Consider the following 23,197-nt stretch of genomic DNA (forward strand, 5'->3'; position numbering starts at 1 on the left):
GACCGAGGTTCAGTACCCGGCCCGTCCCCGACCCCGCGGCCGGCTGAGCCGATGGGTGCCGATCGCGTCTTCGCGTACGGCGCCGCCGCCGGCCTTCTCGGTGATCTGCTGCTCGGCGACCCGCGCCGGGGGCATCCGGTCGCCGTGTTCGGGCGGGCGGCCGGGGCCGTGGAGCGGGTGCTGTGGCGGGACCACCGCGGGTGGGGCGCGCTGCACACCGCCGTGTGCGCCGGTGGCGCCATGGCGCTGGGTGCCGTTGCCCAACGGGTCGTACGACCGTCCACCGCCTCGTCCGTCACGCTCACCGCGGCCGCCACCTGGGCCGTCGTCGGGGGCACTTCACTCGCCCGCGAGGCCCGCGTCATCGGGCGTGCCCTGGAGGCGGGCGACGTCGAGGCGGCCCGTGCGCGGCTGCCGCATCTGTGCGGACGGGACCCGCAGGCCCTGGACGCCGACGGGATCGCACGGGCGGTCGTGGAGTCCGTCGCCGAGAACACCAGCGACGCCGTCGTCGGCGCGCTGGTGTGGGGAGCCGTCGGCGGGGTGCCGGGGCTGCTCGGGTTCCGGGCCGTCAACACCCTGGACGCCATGGTCGGGCACAAGTCGGCCCGGTACCGGCGGTACGGGTGGGCTTCGGCGCGGCTGGACGACGTGGCGGGGTGGCCGGGAGCGCGGCTCACCGCCGTACTGGCCGCCCTGGCCGGGAGTGACACCAAGGGAGCGGTGCGGGCCTGGCGGGCCGACGCGGCGAAGCATCCGAGTCCCAACGCCGGGCCCGTGGAGGCTTCGTTCGCCGGGGCGTTGGGGGTGCGGCTCGGGGGGACGTTGTCGTATGGCGGGCGGGTCGAGCACCGGCCGGTGCTGAACGGGGAGGGGCGGGCCGTGGAAGTCGCGGACATCGATCGGGCGGTGCGGTTGTCGCGGCGGGTGGGGTGGCTGGCGTTGGGGGCGAGTGCGGCGGGGGCCCTGCTGCGCAAATCGCTCTCGGGGAGGGCGTCATGAACAACGGAGGCCTCCTCGTAGCCGGTACCACCTCCGACGCCGGTAAGAGCGTCGTCACCGCAGGTATCTGCCGGTGGCTGGTGCGGCAGGGTGTGAAAGTCGCGCCGTTCAAGGCACAGAACATGTCCCTCAACTCCTTTGTCACGCGCGAAGGTGCCGAGATCGGGCGGGCACAGGCCATGCAGGCGCAGGCCTGCCGGGTGGAGCCGACCGCGCTCATGAACCCCGTGCTGCTCAAGCCCGGTGGCGAGCAGAGCAGTCAGGTCGTGCTGCTCGGCAGGCCGGTCGGTGAGCTGAGCGCGCGCGGGTACCACGGTGGGCGGCAGCAGCGGCTGCTCGGCACCGTGCTCGACTGTCTCGCCGAGTTGCGGGGCACGTATGACGCGGTGATCTGTGAGGGCGCCGGCAGTCCGGCGGAGATCAACCTGCGGCGGACCGACATCGTGAACATGGGGATCGCCCGGAACGCCGGGTTGCCCGTGCTCGTGGTCGGGGACATCGACCGCGGGGGCGTCTTCGCCTCCTTCTTCGGGACGGTGGCACTGCTGTCGCCGGAGGATCAGGCCCTCGTCGCCGGGTTCCTCGTCAACAAGTTCCGGGGGGACGTCTCGCTGCTCGAACCCGGGCTGGACATGCTGCACGGGCTCACCGGGCGGCACACCTACGGCGTCCTGCCCTTCCGGCACGGGCTCGGGATCGACGAGGAGGACGGGCTCCGGGTCTCCCTGCGGGGGACCGTCCGGGAGTCGAACACGGCCCCGCCCGTCGGGGAGGACGTGCTCCGGGTCGCCGTCTGCGCGATCCCGCTGATGTCCAACTTCACCGACGTGGACGCGCTGGCCGCCGAACCGGGCGTGGTGGTGCGGTTCGTGGACCGGCCGGAAGAGCTGGCCGACGCCGATCTCGTGGTGGTTCCGGGGACCCGGGGAACGGTCCGGGCCCTGGAGTGGCTGCGGGAGCGGGGGCTGGCCGAGGCACTGCGGCGCCGGGCCGCCGAGGGGCGGCCCGTGCTCGGCGTCTGCGGCGGCTTCCAGATCCTCGGCGAGCACATCGAGGACGAGGTCGAGAGCCGCAAGGGGGCCGTCGACGGGCTCGGTGTGCTGCCCGTACGCGTCCGGTTCGCCCGGGAGAAGACGCTCACCCGGCCCGTCGGAGAGGCCCTCGGCGAGCGCGTCGAGGGGTACGAGATCCATCACGGGGTCGGCGAAGTGACCGGCGGGGAACCCTTCTTGGACGGCTGCCGGGTCGGGCAGACCTGGGGCACGCACTGGCACGGTTCCCTGGAGTCGGACGGTTTCCGCCGGGCCTTCCTGCGCGAGGTGGCGGCCGCCGCGGGCCGCCGGTTCGTGCCGGCCCCCGACACCTCGTTCGCCGCGCTGCGCGAGGAGCAGCTCGACCGGCTCGGCGACCTGATCGAACAGCACGCGGACACGGACGCGCTCTGGCGGCTCATCGAGTCGGGCGCGCCGCAAGGACTGCCTTTCATTCCACCGGGAGCGCCCGCATGAGCACTGTGTTGTTGTTGTCGACCGCAGACACCGATCTGCTGGCGGCCCGGGCCGCCTCCGGTGCCGACTACCGGATCGGCAATCCGACGCGCGTCGACGTCACGGCGGAGCTGCCCGCGCTCGTCGAGGGCGCGGACATCGCCGTCGTACGGCTGCTCGGCGGCAAGCGTGCCTGGGAGGACGGGCTCGCCGCGCTGCGGGCCGCCGGTATCCCGACCGTGCTGCTGGGCGGCGAGACGGTGCCGGACGCCGAGCTGATGGCCGAGTCGTCGGTGCCGGCGGGTGTGGTCGCCGAGGCCCTCAGGTACCTCGTCGAGGGCGGCCCCGCCAACCTCACCGAGCTGGCCCGGTTCCTGTCCGACACCGTGCTGCTGACCGGCGAGGGGTTCGTCGAGCCGCAGAAGATGCCCGAGTTCGGCGTCCACGGCACCCGGACCCGGGAGAGCGGCCGGCCGACCGTCGGGGTGCTCTTCTACCGGGCCCATGAACTGAGCGGCAACACCGGCTTCGTGGACACCCTGTGCGACGCGATCGAGGCACGCGGCGCCAACGCCCTTCCGGTGTACTGCGGTTCGCTGCGCGGGGCGGACCCCGGGCTGTACGAGATCCTCGCCGGGGCCGACGCGCTGGTCGCCACCGTCCTGGCGGCCGGCGGCACGCACGCCTCGCAGGCCTCGGCCGGCGGCGACGAGGAGGCCTGGGACATCGGGGCGCTCGCCGACCTCGACGTGCCGGTGCTGCAGGGCCTCTGCCTGACCTCCTCCCGGCAGGCCTGGGACGAGTCCGACGCCGCCCTCTCCCCCATGGACGCGGCGATGCAGGTCGCGATCCCGGAGTTCGACGGACGGCTGATCACGGTCCCCTTCTCCTTCAAGGAGCGGGTCGATGACGATGGAGCCGACGTTCCGGTGTACGTCGCCGACCCCGAGCGGGCCGGACGCGTCGCCGGAATCGCCGTACGGCACGCGCGGCTGCGGCACAAGCCGAACGCGGAGAAGAAGATCGCGCTGGTCTTCACCGCGTACCCGACCAAGCACTCGCGCGTCGGCAACGCCGTCGGACTGGACACCCCCGCCTCGGCGGTGCGGGTGCTGGATGCGCTGCGGGATGCCGGGTACGCGGTCGAAGGGCACCCCGACGACGGCGACGAGTTGATCCACCGGCTCATCAACGCCGGTGGCCACGACGTCGAATGGCTCACCGAGGAGCAGCTGGCCGCAGCGCCCGCGCGGGTGCCGCTCGCGGACTACCGGGCGTGGTTCGAGAAGCTCGACCCGCAGCTCGGGGACGCGATGACGGAGGCGTGGGGTGAGCCGCCGGGCTCGCTGTACGTCGACGGCGAGGACATCGTGCTGGCCTCCCTCCAGTTCGGGAACGTCGTCGTCATGATCCAGCCGCCGCGCGGCTTCGGCGAGAACCCGATCGCGATCTACCACGACCCCGACATGCCGCCGTCCCACCACTACATGGCGGCGTACCGGTGGCTCGACAACTCCTTCGGCGCCGACGCGATCGTCCACATGGGCAAGCACGGCACCCTGGAGTGGCTGCCCGGCAAGGGCCTCGGCCTCAGCGGCGGGTGCGCGCCGGACGCCGTACTCGGGGAACTGCCGCTGGTCTACCCGTTCATCGTCAACGACCCCGGTGAGGGCACCCAGGCCAAGCGGCGCGGGCACGCCACGGTCGTCGACCACCTGGTGCCGCCGATGGCCCGTGCCGACACCTACGGCGACCTGGCCAAACTGGAGCAGCTGCTCGACGAGTACGCGCTGGTCTCCGACCTGGACCCGACGAAGGCACCGGCCGTGCGGGCGCAGATCTGGACGCTGGTGAAGGCGGCCGAGCTCCACCACGACCTGCACGTGGACGAGCAGCCGGAGGAAGACGACTTCGACTCGTTCGTCATGCACATCGACGGCTATCTGTGCGAGATCAAGGACGTGCAGATCCGCGACGGCCTGCACATTCTGGGTGGCGGTCCGGTCGGCGAGCCGCGCGTGAACCTGGTGCTGGCGGTGCTGCGCGCCTCGCAGGTGTGGGGCGGGCAGGCCAACGCGCTGCCGGGGCTCAGGGCCTGCTTCGCGGCCCATTTCGGGCTGGTGGAGAAGGAGTTGCTGGCCGAGCCGGGCGCGCCGGTGAAGGTGCCGGTGGAGCTGACGGATCTCGTCGAGGGCCCGTCGCGTACCGCGGCCGACGCGATCGACCTGCTGGAACAGCTGTGCCGCCGGGTCGCGGAGGGCATGGAGCAGCGGGACTGGGCCGTCGCCGAGAGCCGGGCTCTCGTACGGGAGGTGCTCGGCACCGAACTCCCGGACGGCGTGGCGGTACTGGAGTTCGCGTGCACCGAGGTCGTGCCGCGTCTCGCCCGGACCACGGACGAGATCGGGCACATCCTCAAGGCCCTGGACGGCGGTTACGTCCCGGCCGGCCCGTCCGGCTCCCCCACCCGCGGCCTGGTCAACGTCCTCCCCACCGGCCGGAACTTCTACTCGGTCGACCCCAAGGCCATCCCGTCCCGGCTGAGCTGGGAGGTCGGCCAGTCGCTCGCGGACTCGCTGGTGCAGCGGTACCTCCAGGACACGGGCGAGTACCCGAAGTCCGTCGGCCTGACGGTGTGGGGCACGTCGGCGATGCGCACGCAGGGCGACGACATCGCCGAGATCCTGGCGCTGCTGGGCTGCCGTCCGGTGTGGGACGAGGCGTCGCGGCGCGTGACCGGCTTCGAGGTGGTCCCCCTCGGCGAGCTGGGCCGGCCGCGCATCGATGTCACGGTGCGGATCTCCGGCTTCTTCCGGGACGCGTTCCCGCACGTGGTCGGGCTGATCGACGATGCGGTGCGCAGGGTCGCCGAGCTGGACGAGCCGGCGGAGTCCAACTACGTGCGGGCCCACGCCGACGAGGACACGGCCGAACACGGCGACCGGCGGCGCGCGACGGCCCGTATCTTCGGCTCCAAGCCGGGGGCCTACGGCGCCGGGCTGCTGCCGCTGATCGACGCCCGCAACTGGCGCTCCGACGCCGACCTCGCCGAGGTGTACGCGGTGTGGGGCGGTTACGCCTACGGGCGCGGGCTCGACGGGCGGGCGGCGCGCGGGGACATGGAGACCGCGTTCAAGCGGATCGCCGTCGCCGCGAAGAACGTGGACACCCGTGAGCACGACCTCGTGGACGCCGACGACTACTTCCAGTACCACGGCGGCATGGTCGCCATGGTGCGCCATCTGACCGGCACCAACCCCGAGGCCTACGTGGGTGATTCGGCCACGCCGGACCAGGTGCGGACCCGGACGCTGGGCGAGGAGACGCACCGCGTCTTCCGGGCTCGGGTCGTGAACCCCCGCTGGATGGCGGCCATGCGCCGGCACGGCTACAAGGGTGCCTTCGAGATGGCGGCGACCGTCGACTACCTCTTCGGCTACGACGCCACCGCCGGGGTCGTGGACGACTGGATGTACGAGAAGCTCAGCGCGGAGTACGTCTTCGACGCGGAGAACCGGGACTTCATGAAGAAGTCCAACCCGTGGGCGCTGCGCGGCATCACCGAACGGCTCCTGGAGGCCGCCGACCGGGGCCTGTGGGCCGAGCCGGACGCGGACACCCTGGAGCGGCTGCGCGCCACCTACCTGGAGTTGGAAGGCGACTTGGAGGGCGACGACCAGTGAGCACCCCCTTCCCCTTTACGGCCGTCGTCGGTCAGGACGACCTGCGGCTCGCGCTGCTGCTGAACGCCGTCTCGCCGGCGGTCGGCGGCGTGCTGGTGCGCGGTGAGAAGGGCACGGCGAAGAGCACCGCCGTACGTGCCCTGTCGGCGCTGCTGCCGGGCGTGGACGTCGTCGCCGGCTGCCGTTTCTCCTGCGACCCGGCCGCCCCGGACCCGGTCTGCCCGGACGGCCCGCACGAACCGGGCGCCTACGAGTCCCGCCCGGCGCGGATGGTCGAACTGCCGGTCGGTGCCTCCGAGGACCGGCTGGTGGGCGCGCTGGACATCGAGCGTGCCCTGGCGGAGGGCGTGAAGGCCTTCGAGCCGGGCCTGCTGGCCGACGCGCACCGGGGCATCCTCTACGTCGACGAGGTCAACCTCCTCCACGACCACCTGGTCGACCTGCTGCTGGACGCGGCCGCGATGGGCGCGTCGTACGTGGAGCGCGAGGGGGTGTCGGTCCGGCACGCGGCGCGCTTCCTGCTCGTCGGGACGATGAACCCGGAAGAGGGCGAGCTGCGGCCCCAGTTGCTCGACCGGTTCGGGCTCACGGTCGAGGTGGCCGCCTCCCGCGAGCCCGACCAGCGGGTGGAGGTCGTACGGCGGCGGCTCGCGTACGACGACGATCCGGCCGGTTTCGCGACGCGTTGGGCCGGTGAGGAGGCCGCCGTACGGCAACGAATCGTGGCGGCACGGGAGTTGCTGCCGTCGGTGCGGCTGGGCGACGGGTCGCTGCGGCAGATCGCGGCGACCTGCGCGGCCTTCGAGGTCGACGGCATGCGCGCCGACATCGTGATGGCCCGGACGGCGACCGCGCTGGCCGCGTGGGCCGGACGGACCGAGGTGCTGGCGGAGGACGTGCGCCAGGCGGCGCTGCTGGCGCTGCCGCACCGCAGGCGCCGTAATCCCTTCGACGCCCCGGGACTCGACGAGGACAAGCTGGACCAGACGCTGGAGGAGTTCTCCGGCGAGGACGACGAGGACCCCGATCCGGACGGCCCCGGCGGAGGGGGCGGCGGGCCGGCGCCCGAGGACGGCGGCCCGCAGGGCGGCGACACGGGTGCGCGGCCCGAGGCCGGCGAGGACGGCGAACCACAGGCCGCCGGCGCCGGTGCGGGCGAGCAGGCTCCGGCGCGGGCGTCCGAGCCCTTCCGCACCAAGGCGCTGAGCGTGCCGGGCATCGGAGAGGGCGCCGCCGGTCGGCGGTCCCGGGCCCGCACCGAGCACGGGCGTACGACGGGTGCGCGGCGGCCCCGCGGGACCCTGACCAAGCTGCACCTGGCGGCGACCGTGCAGGCCGCCGCCCCCCATCAGCGGGCGCGCGGGCGGTCCGGGCCGGGGCTCGTGCTGCGGCGGGACGATCTGCGGCAGGCGAACCGGGAGGGGCGCGAGGGGAACCTCGTGCTGTTCGTGGTCGACGCGTCCGGGTCGATGGCGGCCCGGCAGCGGATGAGCGCGGTGAAGGGGGCCGTGCTGTCGCTGCTGCTCGACGCGTATCAGCGGCGGGACAAGGTGGGGCTGGTGACCTTCCGGGGGGCCGCGGCCGATGTGGCGCTGCCGCCGACGTCGTCGGTGGACGCGGCCGCGTCCCGGCTGGAGTCGCTGCCGACCGGGGGGCGTACGCCCCTCGCCGCCGGGCTGCTCAAGGCGCATGACGTGCTGCGGGTGGAGCGGTTGCGGGATCCGGCGCGGCGGGCGCTGGTGGTCGTGGTGACGGACGGACGTGCCACCGGCGGGCCGGAACCGGTCGCGCTGGCCGGCCGGGCCGCTCGGCTGTTCGCCGCCGACGGGGTGGCTTCCGTGGTCGTGGACTGCGAGTCCGGGCCGGTGCGGCTGGGGCTCGCCGGGCAGTTGGCGGGTGAGCTGGCCGGTACGGCGGTGACGCTCGACGAACTGCGGGCGGACTCGATCGCCGGGCTGGTGAAGGACGTTCAGGGTCGTTCGAGGAGGGCCGCGTAATGCCGCAGGGACAGCCGAGTGTCGTGCCCGACGACGGTCTGACGACCCGGCAGCGGCGCAACCGGCCGCTCGTCGTGGTGCACACGGGGATCGGGAAGGGCAAGTCCACCGCCGCCTTCGGGCTCGCGCTGCGGGCCTGGAACCAGGGGTGGCCCATCGGGGTGTTCCAGTTCGTCAAGTCGGCGAAGTGGAAGGTCGGCGAGGAGAACGCGCTGCGGGTGCTGGGCGCCTCCGGCGAGGGCGGCTCCGTCGACTGGCACAAGATGGGCGAGGGCTGGTCCTGGGTCCAGCGCGACGCGCAGATGGACAACGAGGAGAAGGCCCGCGAGGGCTGGGAGCAGGTCAAGCGGGATCTGGCGGCCGAGACGTATCAGCTGTACGTGCTGGACGAGTTCGCGTACCCGATGCACTGGGGGTGGGTGGACACCGACGAGGTCGTCGAGGTGCTGCGGAACCGGCCCGGGACCCAGCATGTCGTGATCACCGGACGGAACGCGCCGGAGCAGCTGGTCGACTTCGCCGACCTCGTCACCGACATGTCCAAGGTCAAGCACCCGATGGACGCGGGGCAGAAGGGGCAGAGGGGCATCGAGTGGTGATGTCCTCGTCCGTGCCCCGGCTGGTCATCGCCGCGCCCTCCTCGGGCAGCGGCAAGACCACCGTCGCCACGGGGCTGATGGCCGCGTTCGCCGCGCGGGGGCTCGCCGTGTCCCCGCACAAGGTCGGGCCGGACTACATCGACCCCGGGTACCACGCGCTCGCGACCGGGCGGGCGGGGCGGAACCTCGACGCGTACCTGTGCGGGCCGGAGCTGGTCGGCCCGCTGTTCGCGCACGGTGCGCGGGGCTGTGACCTGGCCGTCGTCGAGGGTGTGATGGGGCTGTACGACGGGGCCGCGGGGGAAGGGGAACTGGCGTCCACCGCGCATGTCGCGAAGCTGTTGCGGGCGCCGGTGGTGCTGGTCGTGGACGCGTCGTCGCAGTCGCGGTCGGTGGCGGCGCTGGTGCACGGGTTCGCGTCGTGGGATCCGGAGGTGCGGGTCGGGGGCGTGATCCTCAACAAGGTGGGGTCGGACCGGCACGAGGAGTTGCTGCGGGAGGCGCTGGAGGCCTCCGGGGTACCGGTGTTCGGGGTGCTGCGGCGGGTGGCTCAGGTGGATACGCCGTCGCGGCATCTGGGGTTGGTGCCGGTGGCGGAGCGGCGGGGGGCGGCGGTTGCGGCGGTGGCTGCGATGGCCGCGCAGGTCTCCGACGGGTGCGATCTGGAAGCGCTGATGGGGTTGGCGCGGGGGGCCGGTGCGGTGCCGGGTGCGGCGTGGGATGCGGCTGAGGCCCTGGCTTCCTCGCCCCCGCCGCCCCTACCCGTCCCATCACCGGGGGCTGCCGCCCCTTCGACCCCGCTTTCGGGGGCTGCCGCCCCCGGACCCCCGCTTCGGCCCGAAGGGCCTCGTCCTCAAACGCCGGACGGGCTGAGAGTGGGGGTGCGGACCGGCCTTCGTCCGCAGGCGTCCGGCAGGCCGGTTGTCGCGGTTGCCGGTGGGGCCGCCTTCAGCTTCTCCTACGCCGAGCACACCGAACTGCTCGTTGCCGCCGGGGCCGAGGTCGTGGTGTTCGATCCGCTTCGGGACGAGCGGCTGCCCGACGGGACCTGTGGGCTGGTGATCGGGGGCGGGTTTCCCGAGGTGTACGGCAGTGAGTTGTCGGCCAATGAGGCGCTGCGGAAGGACGTCGCCGTCCTCGCGGAGCGCGGCGCTCCCGTCGCCGCCGAGTGTGCCGGGCTGCTGTATCTGGGCCGGGAGCTGGACGGGCTGCCCATGTGCGGGGTGCTCGATGTGCAGGCGCGGATGTCGGAGCGGCTCACTCTCGGCTATCGGGATGCCGTCGCCGTGAGCGACAGTGTGCTGGCCGTCGCCGGTACCCGTATGCGGGGGCACGAGTTTCATCGGACCGTGGTGGAGCCGGGGGCGGGGGCGGTTCCCGCGTGGGGTGTGCGTACGCCCCGGCCGCGTGTCGAAGGTTTTGTACAGCGGGGTGTGCACGCCAGTTATCTGCACACGCACTGGGCGTCCGAGCCCGGTGTGGCCCGAAGGTTCGTGGAGAGGTGCCGGACGTCATGAGCAGCAGCAGGTTGATCGGAGTCGGTGTCGGGCCCGGCGATCCCGAGCTGGTGACCGTCAAGGGGGTCAACGCCCTGCGCGCGGCCGCTGTCGTCGTGGTGCCTGTCATGGACAGCGGTGAGCGGGGGCGGGCCGAGGCCACCGTGCTGCACTACGTCGGCGAGGAGAAGGTCGTACGGGTCGTCTTCGCGCTGAACGAGCGCAGTGACCGGGGGCGGCGGGAGGCCGCCTGGGACGCGGCGGGGGCCAGGGTGGCCGAGCTGCTGCGCGGGCACGGGACGGTCGCCTTCGCCACCATCGGGGATCCGAATGTCTACTCGACGTTCACGTATCTCGCGCAGACGATCGCCGAGCTGGTGCCGGACGTGGTCGTCGAGACCGTGCCCGGGATCACCGCCATGCAGGACCTCGCCGCCCGTTCCGGGGCCGTGCTCACCGAGGGGACCGAGCCGCTGACGCTGGTGCCGGTGACGGCGGGGGCCGAGGTGCTCAAGGACGCGCTGGGCGGGCCGGGGACGGTCGTGGCGTACAAGTTCGGGCGGCAGGCCGGTGCGGTCGTGGCGGCGCTGCGGGAGACCGGGCGGCTCGACGATGCCGTGTGGGGGTCGGCGCTGGGGCTGGCGGAGGAGTCCATCCGGCCCGCCGCCGAGCTGGACGGCTCCCCGCTGCCGTATCTCTCCACGCTCATCGCGCCCCCGCGCCGGGACGGTGGCAGAGGCGGGAAGCTGTGAGCGGTCGGGCGTCAGCTGGAAATGCCCACCACCAGCCAGATGAACGCCGCGCCCGCCACCGTGCACAGCAGCGTCGAGCGGGCCGGGTGCTCGTGGTGGGCCTCGGGCAGGATCTCGGCGGCGGCCAGGTAGAGCAGGACGCCGCCGAAGAGGCCGAGATAGCCGCCGAGCAGCGCCTCCGGGATGGTGAAGAAGGCCGTGGAGAGGGCGCCGAGGACCGGTGCACAGGCGTCGGCGACCAGCATCGCCACCGCCCGGCGGCGCGCGTTGCCGTACAGGCTCGTGATCGTGAACGTGTTGAAGCCGTCCGCGAAGTCGTGGGCGATGACGGCGAGCGCGACCGCCGCACCCATGCCGCCGCCCACCTGGAAGGCCGCGCCGATCGCCACGCCGTCCATCGCGCTGTGGCCGACCATCGCCCCGGCCGCCGTCAGGCCCACCTCGGGCGCCCGGTGACCGTGCTCGTCGCCGCCGTGGGCGGCCTGGCGGAGGGCCAGGGTGCGTTCGACCAGATGGGCCAGCAGGAATCCGGCCACGAACAGGAGCAGGGCGGCCGGTACGCCGTAGACCTCGCGGCCGGCCGCGCGCAGCGCCTCCGGCAGCAGGTCGAGGCCGACCACCCCGAGCATCAGACCGCCGGCCAGGCCCAGGACCAGGTGGCGACGGTCGGTCACGCGCTGTGCCGTCCAGCCGCCGGCCAGCGTCATCAGGAACGCGCCGAGCGCGACGAAGACCGCCATGTGCCCTTGCTATCCGATCGACCCGCCTCAGCGCACATCCAGCAGCACCCGTAACACCCTTTGTCCAGAGAGGACCGAATTTCCATGGCCGATGCCGCTGCCGCCGCCACCCCCTCCGGCGCCGCTCCCACCGGCAAGGTGACCTTCGTCGGTGCCGGCCCCGGCGCCGCCGATCTGCTGACGTTCCGGGCCGCGCGCGCGATCGCCGAGGCCGACGTCGTGATCTGGGCCGCGAGCCTGGTCCAGGCGGAGGTCCTCCAGCACGCGCGCGAGGACGCGGAGATCCTCGACTCCGCGGCCATGTCCCTGGAGGACGTCGTCGCCGTGTACGAGCGGGCCCGTGCGGAGGGACTGCGCGTGGCCCGCATCCACTCCGGGGATCCGGCCCTCTGGGGCGGTACGCAGGAGCAGGTCGACCGGTGTGCCGGGATCGGCATCGAGGTCGAGATCGTGCCGGGGGTCTCCTCCTTCTCGGCCGTGGCCGCGCTGGCCCAGCGCGAGCTGACCATTCCCGAGGTGGCGCAGTCCGTCGTGCTCACCCGGCTCGGCGGCGGCAAGACGCCGATGCCGCCCGGGGAGGAGGTACGGGAGTTCGCCCGGCACGGGACCACCATGGCGATCTTCCTCTCCGCGGCGCGCAGCGGGCAGCTGGTGCGCGAGCTGCTGGAGGGCGGCTACCCGACCTCCACCCCGGTCGTCGTCGCCTATCAGGCGACCTGGCCGGAGGAGCTGGTCGTGCGGTGCACGATCGAGACGCTGGAGGAGACGGTCAAGGAGCACAAGCTCTGGAAGCACACCCTCTTCCTGGTCGGCCCGGCCCTGGACGCCCACGGCACCCGCTCGCACCTCTACCACCCCGGCCACTTCCACGGCTTCCGCAAGGCCGACCCCCAGGCCCGGCGGGCGCTGCGCGAGCGGGGGGCCAGTACATGATCACGGTGGTCGGTACGGGGACGGGAGCGTCCCTGGCGGCGGAGACGCTGGCCGGTGCCGAGCTGGTCGTCGGCGGTCGGCGGCACCTGGACGCCGTACGGCTGCCGGAGGGGGCCGAGCGGATCGTCCTCGGGCCGCTGGCGCCCGCCCTCGACACCATCGAGGAGTACGTCGGCAAGGACCGGCCCGTGACCGTGCTGGCCTCGGGGGATCCCGGGTTCTTCGGGATCGTGCGGGTGCTGGCCGAGCGGTTCGGGGCGGAGGCGCTGGACGTGCGCCCCGGCGTGTCCTCGGTGGCCGCCGCCTTCGCGCGGGTCGGGCTGCCCTGGGACGACGCGGTGGTGGTGAGCGCGCACGGGCGCGAGCCGCGGACGGCGGTGAACGTGTGCCGAGCGCATCCGAAGGTCGCGGTGCTGACGGGGCCGGGGGCGGGTCCGGCGGAGCTGGCGGCGGCGGTGCCCGAGGACCGGGTTCTCGTCGTGGCGAGCGCGCTCGGCGACCCGGAGCGGGAGAGGGTGGAGCGGGTCACGCCCGCCGAGGCCGCCGCCCGCGACTGGGGAACCGACGTCAGCGTGGTGCTGTGCCTCGACGGGACACGTGCGCTCGGCGGTGTCCGGACGGTCGCCGGCGCACCGGCCGGACCCGCCGGATGGGCTCTGGCCGAGAGCGAGTTCGCGCACCGCGACTCCATGATCACCAAGTTCGAGGTACGGGCGCTGGCCCTGGCCCGGCTCGGGCCCCGGCTGGGCGACCTGGTCTGGGACGTCGGCGCGGGGTCCGGGTCGGTGGCGGTGGAGTGCGCACGCCTGGGCGCCGCCGCCGTCGCCGTGGAGAAGGCGGCGGACGGGGTCGAGCGGATCGCCGCCAACGCCCGGGCGCACGGCGTGTACGTGGACGTGGTGCACGGCACGGCACCGGCGGCGCTGGCCGGACTCCCCGATCCCGACGCCGTGTTCGTCGGCGGCGGGGGCGGTGAACTGCCCGCCGTCGTCCGCGCGTGCGCGCTGCGCGCCCGGCGGACGGTGGTGGTCGCGATGGCCGCCCTGGACCGGGTACCGGCGGCGCGTGCGGCGCTGACCGGGGCCGGGTTCGCCTGCGACGGCGTACTGCTCCAGTCGTCGCGTCTTGCTCCGCTGCCGGGTGAGGTGACCCGACTGGCGGCGACCAATCCCGTGTTCCTGCTCTGGGGGACGCGAACCCCCTTGTCTGAAGAAGGAGTTGCTCTGTGATCGGCCTGATTTCCGCCACCGCGGCGGGGGCGGCGGCGCGCGACCGGCTGGCCGCGGCGTGGCCGGACCGCACGCGGGTGTACGACGGTCCCGTCAAGGACGCCGTACGGTCCGCGTTCGCGGAGTGCGAGCAGCTGGTGTGTTTCCTGGCCACGGGTGCGGTGGTACGGCTGATCGCCCCGCTGCTGGGCGAGAAGGCGACCGACCCGGGTGTGGTGTGCGTCGACGAGGGCGGGCGGTTCGCCGTGTCGCTGGTCGGCGGGCACGGCGGCGGTGCGAACGAACTCGCCGGGGAGGTGGGTGAGTTGCTGGCCGCGCAGCCGGTGGTGACCACCGCGACCGACTCGGTCGGGCTGCCCGGACTCGACACCCTCGGCTTCCCGGTCGAGGGCTCGGTGGCCACCGTGTCGCGGGCCCTGCTGGACGGCGAACCGGTGGCGCTGCGCGCCGAGTCGGCGTGGCCGCTGCCACCGCTGCCGCTGGCGGAGGAGGGCGCCCACTCCGTCCGACTGACCGACCGCGCGGTCGAACCCGCCGAGAACGAGGTGCTGTTGCGGCCGCCGTCCCTGGTCGTCGGCGTCGGCGCCGCCAAGGGCGCCCCCGTCGACGAGGTGCTCACCCTCATCGGCACGGCCTTGCGGGACGCGGGGCTGTCGCCCCGTAGCATCGCCGAACTGGCCACCGTCGACGCCAAGGCCGAGGAGCCCGGGATCGTCGAGGCGGCCGCGCGGCTCGGGGTCCCGCTGGTGACGTACTCCGCCGGGGAGCTGGCCGGCGTGGCGGTGCCCAACCCCTCCGACGCGCCGCTCGCCGCCGTCGGCACCCCGTCCGTGGCCGAGGCCGCCGCGCTGCTGCGGGGCGGTGAACTCCTCGTGCCCAAGCGGAAGTCGGAGCGGCGGGACGGTCAGCCCGCCATGGCGACCTGTGCCGTCGTACGGCGTCCCGCGCGCGGGCGGCTCGCGGTCGTCGGGCTCGGCCCGGGTGCCCGGGATCTGCTCACCCCGCGCGCCAAGGCCGAACTCCGGCGCGCCTCCGTGCTCGTCGGCCTCGACCAGTACGTCGACCAGATCCGTGACCTGCTGCGGCCCGGCACCCGGATCCTGGAGTCGGGGCTCGGCGCCGAGGAGGAACGGGCGCGTACCGCGGTCGCCGAGGCGCGCGCCGGGCATGCGGTCGCGCTGATCGGCAGCGGGGACGCCGGCGTGTACGCGATGGCCTCCCCCGCGCTCGCCGAGGCCTCCGACGACATCGACGTGATCGGTGTGCCGGGGGTCACCGCGGCGCTCGCGGCCGGGGCGATCCTGGGCGCGCCGCTCGGCCACGACCATGTCTCGATCAGCCTGTCCGACCTGCACACGCCGTGGGAGGTCATCGAACGCCGGGTGCGCGCGGCGGCCTCGGCCGACATCGTCGTGACGTTCTACAACCCGCGCTCCCGGGGCCGCGACTGGCAGCTGCCCAAGGCGCTCGCGATCCTCGCCGGGCAGCGCGAGCCGACCACGCCCGTCGGTGTCGTACGCAACGCCTCGCGCCCCGACGAGTCGAGCCGGCTGACCACCCTGGGCGAGTTGGACCCGGCATGGGTCGACATGATGACCGTCGTGACCGTGGGCAACACGGCGACCCGGAACATCGCCGGGCGCATGGTCACCCCGCGCGGCTACCGCTGGCAGGAGAGCGCTCAGGAGGAGGGCAAGTGAACCGGATCGTCCACCCCATCGAGCAGGAGTCCTACCGGCGGCTGCGCGCCCGGCTGGACACCTCGCACTTCCCGCCGCTGACCCGGGCGGTGGTGGAGCGGGTCATCCACTCCGCCGCCGACCTGGAGTACGCGAGCGACCTCGTGACCGACGAGGACGACCTGGTGAAGGCGCATGCCGCGCTGCACGCCGGGGCACCAGTCGTCGTGGACGTGGAGATGGTCGGCGCCGGGATCACCCGCCGGGAGACCGTGTGCCGGCTGAAGGACGCTGAGTCCGGGCCGGGGCTGACCCGTTCGGCACACGCGATCCGGCTGGCGTACGAGGAGGTCGGGCCCGGCGCCCTGTGGGTGATCGGCAACGCGCCGACCGCCCTGGAGGAGCTGCTGAGACTGGACGCCGCCCCCGTGCTCGTCATCGGTCTGCCCGTCGGCTTCGTCGGCGCCGTCGAGTCCAAGGCCGCGTTGCGGGAGAGCGGGCTGCCCGCCGTCAGCAACGTGTCCGAGAAGGGCGGCTCGGCGGTGGCCGCCGCCGCGCTCAACGCCCTGCTGTACCACCCCACTTCCGAGGAGACGCTGTGACCACCCCGCCCGCCCTGCTCATCGCCGGCCATGGCACCCGGGACGACGCCGGGGCCGAGGCGTTCCGCGACTTCGTACGGGAGCTGGGGCGCCGCCATCCCGAACTGCCCGTCGCGGGCGGCTTCATCGAGCTGTCCCCGCCGCCGCTCGGCGATGCCGTCGCCGAGCTGGTGGAGCAGGGCGTGCGGCGGTTCGCCGCGGTACCGCTGATGCTGGTCTCCGCCGGGCACGCCAAGGGCGACATCCCGGCCGCGCTGGCGCGGGAGAAGGAACGGCACCCGGGGATCTCGTACGCCTACGGCCGTCCGCTCGGGCCTCACCCTTCCCTGCTGTCGGTCCTTGAGCGGCGCCTGGACGAGGCGCTGGGCGGTTCCTCGCGGGCCGCGCTGGACCGTGCCGACGTGACCGTGCTGCTGGTGGGCCGCGGTTCGACGGACCCCGACGCCAACGCCGAGGTGCACAAGGCGGCCCGGCTGCTCTGGGAGGGGCGCGGGTACGCCGGTGTGGAGACGGCGTTCGTGTCGCTGGCGGCGCCGGACGTGCCGAGCGGGCTCGACCGGTGTCTGAAACTGGGGGCGCGCCGGATCGTCGTCCTGCCGTACTTTCTCTTCACCGGGATCCTGCCGGACCGGGTGCGGCAGCAGACCGAGGGCTGGGCGGCCGCGCACCCGGAGGTCGAGGTGCGTTCGGCGGACGTCATCGGGCCCGAGCCGGAACTGCTCGACCTGGTGATGGAGCGGTACCGGGAGGCGGTCGAGGGTGATCTGCGGATGAACTGCGACTCGTGCGTGTACCGGATCGCGCTGCCCGGATTCGAGGACAAGGTCGGGCTGCCGCAGCAGCCGCACTTCCACCCGGACGACGACGGACACCACCCGGGACACGGACACCACCACCATGGCGGGCACGCGCATGCGCACTGAGGACGGTTCCGGCGGCCCCGGAGGCGACAGAGGTCCCGAAGGGGCCGGAGCCTCCGGAGGCGGGCACGATCTGCGGCACCACGGCGACGCCGAGCTCCGGGACGGCGGTCCGGCGCTCGTCGACCTCGCGGTCAACGTGCGCACCGGTACTCCCCCGGTCTGGTTGCGGGAGCGGATCTCCGAGTCGCTAGGCGGGCTCGCGGCCTACCCGGACGGGCGGGCGGCGCGGGCGGCGGTCGCGGCGCGGCACGGGCTGCCGGTGGAGCGGGTGCTGCTGACGGCGGGCGCCGCGGAAGCGTTCGTCCTGCTGGCGCGGGCGCTGAAGGTGCGTCGGCCCGTGGTGGTGCACCCGCAGTTCACCGAGCCGGAGGCGGCGCTGCGGGACGCCGGGCACACCGTGGACCGGGTGCTGCTGCGGGAGGCGGACGGGTTCCGGCTGGATCCTGCGGCCGTCCCGGAGGACGCCGACCTGGTGGTGATCGGCAATCCGACCAACCCGACGTCGGTGCTGCATCCTGCGGAGGCGATCGCCCGGCTCGCCCGTCCCGGGCGGACGCTGGTGGTCGACGAGGCGTTCATGGACGCGGTGCCGGGCGAGCGGGAGGCGCTGGCCGGGCGGACCGACGTGCCGGGTCTGGTGGTGCTGCGCAGTCTCACGAAGACGTGGGGGCTGGCCGGGCTGCGGATCGGGTACGTGCTGGCCGCGCCGGAGATCATCGCCGAGCTGGAGCGGGCACAACCGTTGTGGCCGGTGTCCACGCCGGCGCTGGCGGCGGCCGAGGCGTGCGTGGCGCCGCGCGCGCTGGCGGAGGCGGCCCATGCGGCGCACCGCGTCGCCGCCGACCGGGCCCATCTGGTGGCGGGGCTCGAGGAGTTCGCGCCGGAGGGGGTGCGAGTGGCGGGGCCCGCGGAGGGGCCGTTCGTGCTCGTCCGGATGGCGGAGGCGGCGGCCGTGCGCCGGCAGCTGCGGGTGCTGGGGTACGCCGTGCGGCGGGGGGACACGTTTCCCGGCCTTGACGAGGAGTGGGTGCGGATCGCGGTGCGGGACCGGGTGACGGTGAACCGGTTCTTGCAGGCGCTTGATCAGGCGTTGATGTTGATACGGGCGTGAGGGGAAGGGCCGGGGAACTGCGGGCCGTCGCGCGACTGCGGGTGCGTCGTGGCTGGTCGCGCAGTTCCCCCCGCCCCCTTTGGGGCGCGTCAGTGGACGCCTCTAAGAACGCCTGCGGCGTGCCAGGAGAACCGCTCCCCCGCCCGCCGCCAGGAGCGCGAGCGCGCCGCCCACCGCATACGGCGTCACCGAACTGCCGCCCGTCTCCGCCAGCTTCGTCTCCTTCGCCGGGGCGCCCTGGACCTTCACGTCGGACACCGGATCGGCCGGGTCGGCCGGGTCGGATGCGGGATCCGGCGGCGTCTCGCACGTTGCCTTCGCCAGGGTCAGCGTTCCTTCCACGTCGGCCACGTTGAGCTTCAGCGGGTTGACGGAGACCTTGAGTTCGAGGGCGCTGGCGGCGGCCGTGGTGGACGTCGTCTCGCGCTTGGACAGGTCGAGGCGGACCTCGCCGACGCCGGGGACCTCGACGTCGGTGGGGCCGCCCGCGCTCAGCGTCACGCGCTTGCCGAGCACGGTGACGGTGCCGAGCACGTTGGCGGAGGCCTCCGGCCGTTTGCCGGTCTCGCAGACGGCCTTGGACGTGACCGTGTCGAGTTCGACGAGGGACAGCAGGGGCAGGCCCGGCAGGTGCAGCCGGGCGTGGGCGAGGTGGACGGAGGCCTCGGCGCGGCCGTCGGAGACCGTCGCCTTCGCCGCGGCGACATCCGCGCCGAGGACGTGGAACGGCTTGCCGCCGTCCACTCCGTCGAGCGTGGCGGTCAGCGCGGTCCGGTCGGAACTCTGCGGTGCCCGGACCTCGTTCAGGGAGACCGCGAGCGGGACGTTCACGGTCTTGTCGAGGAGGGAGACGTGCAGGCCGGTGCGCAGGACGACGGCGCTCGCGCGACCGTGGTCGGTGGTCGCGTGTGCGGTGCCCGCGCCGGCCAGGGCCGCGGGACCTGCGGCCAGGGCCGTGGCCGTCGCGAGGGTCGCGAGACGGCGTGCGGGCATACGGAATGTGTCGCTGTTCAAGGTGGTGGGACCCCCAGAGGAAACTTGCTCGGGACCCGCCAAGAATTACGCACTGTGGGTGAACGGGCGGCAATCCTGCGTTACTTCACCCAATAGTGGACTTTCCGTGCACGCATTCGAGTCGGCAGGCACAGGCGTTCCTTTACTCGACGACCTGCCCGTTCAGGACCACCCGGCGGGGGGACGCGAGGACGCGTACGTCGGCGCGCGGGTCGCTCTCGTACACCACGAGGTCCGCCGGTGCGCCCTCCTCCAGGCCGGGCCTGCCGAGCCAGGCGCGGGCCGCCCAGCTGGTCGCCGCGAGCGCGTCGAGGGGCGGGATCCCGGCGGTGACCAGTTCGGCGACCTCGCCCGCGACCAGGCCGTGGGCGAGGGTGCCGCCGGCGTCGGTGCCGACGTAGACGGGGATACCGGCGTCGTAGGCGCCCCGGACGGTGTCGTAGCGGCGTTCGTGGAGCCGGCGCATATGGGCCGACCAGCGCGGGAACCTGGTGTCGCCGCCCGCCGCGAGCTGCGGGAAGGTGGCGATGTTGACGAGGGTCGGGACGATCGCGACGCCGCGGGAGGCGAAGAGGGGGATCAGGTCCTCCGTCAGTCCCGTCGCGTGCTCGATGCAGTCGATGCCGGCCTCGACCAGGTCCTGGAGCGAGCTCTCGGCGAAGCAGTGGGCGGTGACCCGGGCACCGAGCCGGTGCGCCTCGGCGATCGCCGCCTGCACGGCGTCCCGCGGCCAGCTCGGCGCCAGGTCACCCAGATCACGGTCGATCCAGTCGCCGACCAGCTTGACCCAGCCGTCGCCGCGGCGGGCCTCCTGGGCGACGTATGCGACCAGGTCGGCCGGCTCGATCTCGTGGGCGAAGTTCCTTATGTAGCGGCGGGTGCGGGCGATGTGCCGGCCGGCCCGGATGATCTTCGGGAGGTCGTCGCGGTCGTCGACCCAGCGGGTGTCGGAGGGCGAGCCGGCGTCCCGGATGAGGAGGGTGCCGGCCTCGCGGTCGGTGAGGGCCTGCTTCTCGGCGGTCGCCGCGTCGACGGGGCCCTGTGGGCCGAGGCCGACGTGGCAGTGGGCGTCGACGAGGCCGGGGAGGGCCCAGCCTTCGACGGTCCGGATGTCCTGGGTGCCGAAGGGGCGGTCGTAGGAGATGCGTCCGCCGAGGACCCAAAGTTCGTCGCGGACGTCGTCGGGGCCGACAAGGATCCGTCCCTTTACGTGCAGCACCGCTCGATCGCTCATGGGACGCACGATAGTTCGTCGGGTGCGGGTTTCCACGTGGCCGGTCGCGCCCACGCGGCGGCAGCCGCATATCGAATACAGCCCCGCGCCCCTTTGGGGCGCGTTCCCGGGGCGCGCTAAGAGGCATCCTCCTCCACGTCCGCCATCGCCGGATCCAGCAGCCGTGACAGGAAGTGGCGGGTCCGGTCATGCGCGGGGTTGCCGATGACCCGGTCGGGGGTGCCCTCCTCCACGATCACTCCGCCGTCCATGAAGACCACCCGGTCGGCGACCTCGCGGGCGAAGGTCATCTCGTGGGTGACCACCATCATGGTCATGCCCTCCTGCGCCAGCATCCGCATCACCGCCAGGACGTCCCCGACCAGCTCCGGGTCGAGGGCCGACGTCGGCTCGTCGAAGAGCATCACCTCGGGGCCCATCGACAGCGCACGGGCGATCGCCACCCGCTGCTGCTGGCCGCCGGAGAGAGAGGCGGGGTAGGCGTCCGCCTTCTCCGACAGGCCCACGCGGGAGAGGTTCTCGGCGGCCACGCGCGCGGCCCGCGCCTTGTCCCGCCGGAGCACCCGGCGCTGCGGCAGCGTGAGGTTCTCGGTCACCGTCAGATGCGGGAACAGGTTGAACTGCTGGAAGACCATGCCGATACGGCGGCGCACGGCGTCGATGTCGACGTCCGGGTCCGTCAACTCGGTGCCGCCGACGAACACCTGCCCCTGGGTGGGCTCTTCCAGGAGGTTGACGCACCTCAGCAGCGTCGACTTGCCGGAGCCGGACGGGCCGATCACGCAGACGACCTCGCCCTGGCCGATCTCCAGGTCGATGCCGCGCAGCACCTCGTTGTCGCCGAAGGACTTGTGCAGGCCCTTCACCTCGATCTCGGGTCGGCTCATTTGACGGCCTTCCGGGCCTTCGCCTCCATGCGGCGGACGAGGAAGCCGAGCGGGATCGTGACCAGCAGGTAGCACAGGCCGGCGACGAGGATCGGCGTGGAGTTGGCGGTCGTACTGGCCAGGTCGCGGCCGTACTTGGACAGTTCGCGCTCCTCCAGGGTGACGCCGAGGAAGAGGACCAGGGAGGAGTCCTTGAAGAGGAGCACCAGCGAATTGGTCAGCGGCGGGAGGATGATGCGGAACGCCTGCGGGAGGATGATCGAGACCATCGCACGGGCGGGTGAGAAGCCCAGTGAACGGGCCGCCTCCAACTGCCCCTTGGGGACCGCCTGGATGCCCGCGCGGATCGTCTCGGCCATGTAGGCGGCGGCGACCAGACCGAGTGCGAGGGCCACCTTGCCGTAGGTGCCGCCGACGATCTCCGTGCCGGGGAAGGCAAGTGGGACGGCGACGCCGATGAAGATGAAGATCAGCAGGGCGGGCAGGCCGCGGAAGATCTCGATGTAGATGCCGGCCAGCCAGCGGTAGGGGCCGACCGACGACAGCCGCATCAGCGCGATCACCATGCCGAGGGTCAGTCCGACGACGAACCCGGACACGGTGTAGAGCACGGTGTTCTTCAGCGCCAGCGTGATGACGTCAGGGAACATCTGCTTTGCGATGTCCCACTGGGCGAACTGGTTCTGGAGCCGTCCCCAGTCCGCGCCGGCGGCGAAGGCGACCACGGCGGCCACGAAGACGACATACTGCGCGCCGCGCGACAGCCGGCGCTTCTGCGTCCGGGTCAGGCCTTTCCTGCGAGGCTGGAGTCCGGTGTCCGTGCCGACGGTCATGAGGCGGCGGGGGACGCGGCCGAGGCGTCGTAGGGACCGATCCACTTCTCGTACAGCTTCTTGTACGTGCCGTCGGCCTTGGCGTCGGCGATCGCCTTGTTGACGGCGGCGAGGAGCTTGGTGTTGCCCTTCTTCACCGTGAAGCCGTACTGCTCACCGGTGTTGATGTTGCCTGCGACCTGGAAGGCGTTCGCGTTGGCCTTGTCCTTCAGCCAGCCCTGGACCACCGGGTAGTCGATGACGACGGCCTTGACCTGGCCGGTGCGCAGGCCGTTGAGGACGGCGTCGGAGGACTCGAAGGAGACCGGGTCGAAGCCCTGCTTCTTGACGTAGTCCTCGCCGGTGGTCTGCGCCTGGGCGCCCAGCTGGACCTTCTTGGCCTTGGCGTCGGCGAGCGAGGTGATGCCGCTGTTCTTGTCGACGAGGAGGGCCTGGGTGGCGTCGAAGTAGGGGTCGGAGAAGTCGACGTTCTTCTTGCGCTCGGCGGTGATGGTCATGCCGGCCGCGGCCAGGTCGCACTCGCCCGAGTTGAGGAAGGCACCGGTCTTGAAGTTCTCGAACGGCGTGTCGAGGATCTGCTGTTTCACGCCGAGGTTCTTGGCGACCAGGTCGATCATCGAGACGTCGAAGCCCTGCACCTTGCCGTCGATCTCCGACTGGAACGGCGGGTACGGCAGGTGGGTGCAGGTGGTGAGCTGCCCGGCCTTGACGAGTACGACCCCGCCGGCGGCCGTTCTGGAGGCGCTGGAGCCGTTGCCGCTCGACGTGCAGCCGGCCACGAGGGCCAGCCCGGCCGCGGCGGTGACGGCGGCCAGGGCGCGAGCCCGGCGGTGCCCGAGGAGCGTGGTCACGAGACCTCCCGTAGGTCTGTGGAGGCTCCCCGCGAAGCTGTGAGGGAGCTTTGGATTCCGATTCTGCGGGTTCCGATTATAAGGAGATGTTTGGGTTCCTCAAACCAAACCCATGGCGGTGGAGCCGTCCGGCCTAAGAAGTCGC

19 protein-coding genes are annotated in these 23,197 nt (G+C 73.0%); 13 read left to right on the forward strand and 6 right to left on the reverse strand.

Annotation, left to right across the window (positions count from 1 at the left end; genetic code table 11):
• Nucleotides 1-51: 51 nt before the first annotated feature.
• Genes KVT45_RS00265 through cobI form a run of 7 tightly spaced genes read left to right on the forward strand, consistent with a single transcriptional unit; the run spans nt 52 to nt 11,016 of the window.
• Complete coding sequence (locus KVT45_RS00265) at nt 52-1,002, forward strand: cobalamin biosynthesis protein (RefSeq protein WP_217544086.1); 951 nt, start codon at nt 52-54, stop codon at nt 1,000-1,002.
• Nucleotides 999-2,510, forward strand: coding sequence for a cobyric acid synthase (locus tag KVT45_RS00270; RefSeq protein ID WP_217544088.1), 1,512 nt, complete (start codon nt 999-1,001; stop codon nt 2,508-2,510). The genes KVT45_RS00265 and KVT45_RS00270 overlap by 4 nt, the downstream gene beginning before the upstream one ends.
• The gene (cobN, locus tag KVT45_RS00275; protein WP_217544090.1) at nt 2,507-6,172 is read left to right on the forward strand and encodes a cobaltochelatase subunit CobN; all 3,666 of its coding nucleotides are present in this window, start codon (nt 2,507-2,509) and stop codon (nt 6,170-6,172) included. Before KVT45_RS00270 ends, cobN begins: the two co-directional genes overlap by 4 nt.
• Complete coding sequence (locus tag KVT45_RS00280; protein ID WP_217544092.1) at nt 6,169-8,169, forward strand: putative cobaltochelatase; 2,001 nt, start codon at nt 6,169-6,171, stop codon at nt 8,167-8,169. The genes cobN and KVT45_RS00280 overlap by 4 nt, the downstream gene beginning before the upstream one ends.
• Nucleotides 8,169-8,768, forward strand: a complete 600-nt coding sequence (gene cobO / locus KVT45_RS00285) for a cob(I)yrinic acid a,c-diamide adenosyltransferase (protein ID WP_217544094.1) — start codon at nt 8,169-8,171, stop codon at nt 8,766-8,768. The genes KVT45_RS00280 and cobO overlap by 1 nt, the downstream gene beginning before the upstream one ends.
• Nucleotides 8,768-10,285, forward strand: coding sequence for a cobyrinate a,c-diamide synthase (locus tag KVT45_RS00290; RefSeq protein WP_217544096.1), 1,518 nt, complete (start codon nt 8,768-8,770; stop codon nt 10,283-10,285). The genes cobO and KVT45_RS00290 overlap by 1 nt, the downstream gene beginning before the upstream one ends.
• Nucleotides 10,270-11,016: a precorrin-2 C(20)-methyltransferase gene (cobI, locus tag KVT45_RS00295; protein WP_217544098.1), complete on the forward strand. Its 747-nt coding sequence runs from the start codon at nt 10,270-10,272 to the stop codon at nt 11,014-11,016. Before KVT45_RS00290 ends, cobI begins: the two co-directional genes overlap by 16 nt.
• Nucleotides 11,017-11,027: 11 nt before the next feature.
• Here cobI and KVT45_RS00300 read toward each other — a convergent pair whose 3' ends face one another.
• On the reverse strand, nt 11,028-11,756 hold the full coding sequence (locus KVT45_RS00300; protein ID WP_217544100.1) for a ZIP family metal transporter: 729 nt from the start codon (nt 11,754-11,756) through the stop codon (nt 11,028-11,030).
• Nucleotides 11,757-11,840: 84 nt separating this feature from the next.
• Here KVT45_RS00300 and cobM point away from each other — a divergent pair, with 84 nt between their 5' ends.
• From cobM to cobC, 6 genes are read left to right on the forward strand one after another with little or no spacing between them, the layout of a single operon-like run.
• The gene (gene cobM / locus KVT45_RS00305; RefSeq protein WP_217544102.1) at nt 11,841-12,689 is read left to right on the forward strand and encodes a precorrin-4 C(11)-methyltransferase; all 849 of its coding nucleotides are present in this window, start codon (nt 11,841-11,843) and stop codon (nt 12,687-12,689) included.
• The gene (cbiE, locus tag KVT45_RS00310) at nt 12,686-13,918 is read left to right on the forward strand and encodes a precorrin-6y C5,15-methyltransferase (decarboxylating) subunit CbiE (protein WP_217544104.1); all 1,233 of its coding nucleotides are present in this window, start codon (nt 12,686-12,688) and stop codon (nt 13,916-13,918) included. The genes cobM and cbiE overlap by 4 nt, the downstream gene beginning before the upstream one ends.
• Nucleotides 13,915-15,618, forward strand: coding sequence for a precorrin-3B C(17)-methyltransferase (gene cobJ, locus KVT45_RS00315; protein WP_217544106.1), 1,704 nt, complete (start codon nt 13,915-13,917; stop codon nt 15,616-15,618). Before cbiE ends, cobJ begins: the two co-directional genes overlap by 4 nt.
• A complete protein-coding gene (locus tag KVT45_RS00320; RefSeq protein ID WP_217544108.1) occupies nt 15,615-16,199 on the forward strand; it encodes a precorrin-8X methylmutase in 585 nt (194 codons plus the stop codon). The genes cobJ and KVT45_RS00320 overlap by 4 nt, the downstream gene beginning before the upstream one ends.
• Nucleotides 16,196-17,122 (forward strand): sirohydrochlorin chelatase, encoded by a 927-nt coding sequence (locus KVT45_RS00325; RefSeq protein WP_217544110.1) that lies wholly within the window; start codon nt 16,196-16,198, stop codon nt 17,120-17,122. The genes KVT45_RS00320 and KVT45_RS00325 overlap by 4 nt, the downstream gene beginning before the upstream one ends.
• Nucleotides 17,112-18,233 carry an Rv2231c family pyridoxal phosphate-dependent protein CobC gene (gene cobC / locus KVT45_RS00330; RefSeq protein WP_217544112.1) on the forward strand — a complete coding sequence of 374 codons (1,122 nt, stop codon included), beginning with the start codon at nt 17,112-17,114 and terminating at the stop codon, nt 18,231-18,233. The genes KVT45_RS00325 and cobC overlap by 11 nt, the downstream gene beginning before the upstream one ends.
• A gap of 102 nt (nt 18,234-18,335) precedes the next feature.
• Here the strand turns inward: cobC and KVT45_RS00335 are convergent, their stop codons facing one another.
• From KVT45_RS00335 to KVT45_RS00355, 5 genes are all read right to left on the reverse strand, one after another.
• Nucleotides 18,336-19,247 (reverse strand): SCO1860 family LAETG-anchored protein, encoded by a 912-nt coding sequence (locus KVT45_RS00335; protein ID WP_217544114.1) that lies wholly within the window; start codon nt 19,245-19,247, stop codon nt 18,336-18,338.
• Between the two features lie 142 nt (nt 19,248-19,389).
• A complete protein-coding gene (locus KVT45_RS00340) occupies nt 19,390-20,481 on the reverse strand; it encodes an amidohydrolase family protein (protein WP_217544115.1) in 1,092 nt (363 codons plus the stop codon).
• Between the two features lie 116 nt (nt 20,482-20,597).
• Complete coding sequence (locus KVT45_RS00345; RefSeq protein ID WP_217544116.1) at nt 20,598-21,368, reverse strand: amino acid ABC transporter ATP-binding protein; 771 nt, start codon at nt 21,366-21,368, stop codon at nt 20,598-20,600.
• Nucleotides 21,365-22,201 (reverse strand): amino acid ABC transporter permease, encoded by an 837-nt coding sequence (locus KVT45_RS00350; protein WP_217544117.1) that lies wholly within the window; start codon nt 22,199-22,201, stop codon nt 21,365-21,367. Before KVT45_RS00350 ends, KVT45_RS00345 begins: the two co-directional genes overlap by 4 nt.
• Nucleotides 22,198-23,052: an ABC transporter substrate-binding protein gene (locus KVT45_RS00355; RefSeq protein WP_217544119.1), complete on the reverse strand. Its 855-nt coding sequence runs from the start codon at nt 23,050-23,052 to the stop codon at nt 22,198-22,200. Before KVT45_RS00355 ends, KVT45_RS00350 begins: the two co-directional genes overlap by 4 nt.
• Nucleotides 23,053-23,197 lie beyond the last annotated feature (145 nt).

Origin of the sequence: Streptomyces sp. GbtcB6 (genome assembly GCF_019091475.1) — a bacterium.
GTDB classification, from domain to species: domain Bacteria; phylum Actinomycetota; class Actinomycetes; order Streptomycetales; family Streptomycetaceae; genus Streptomyces; species Streptomyces hyaluromycini.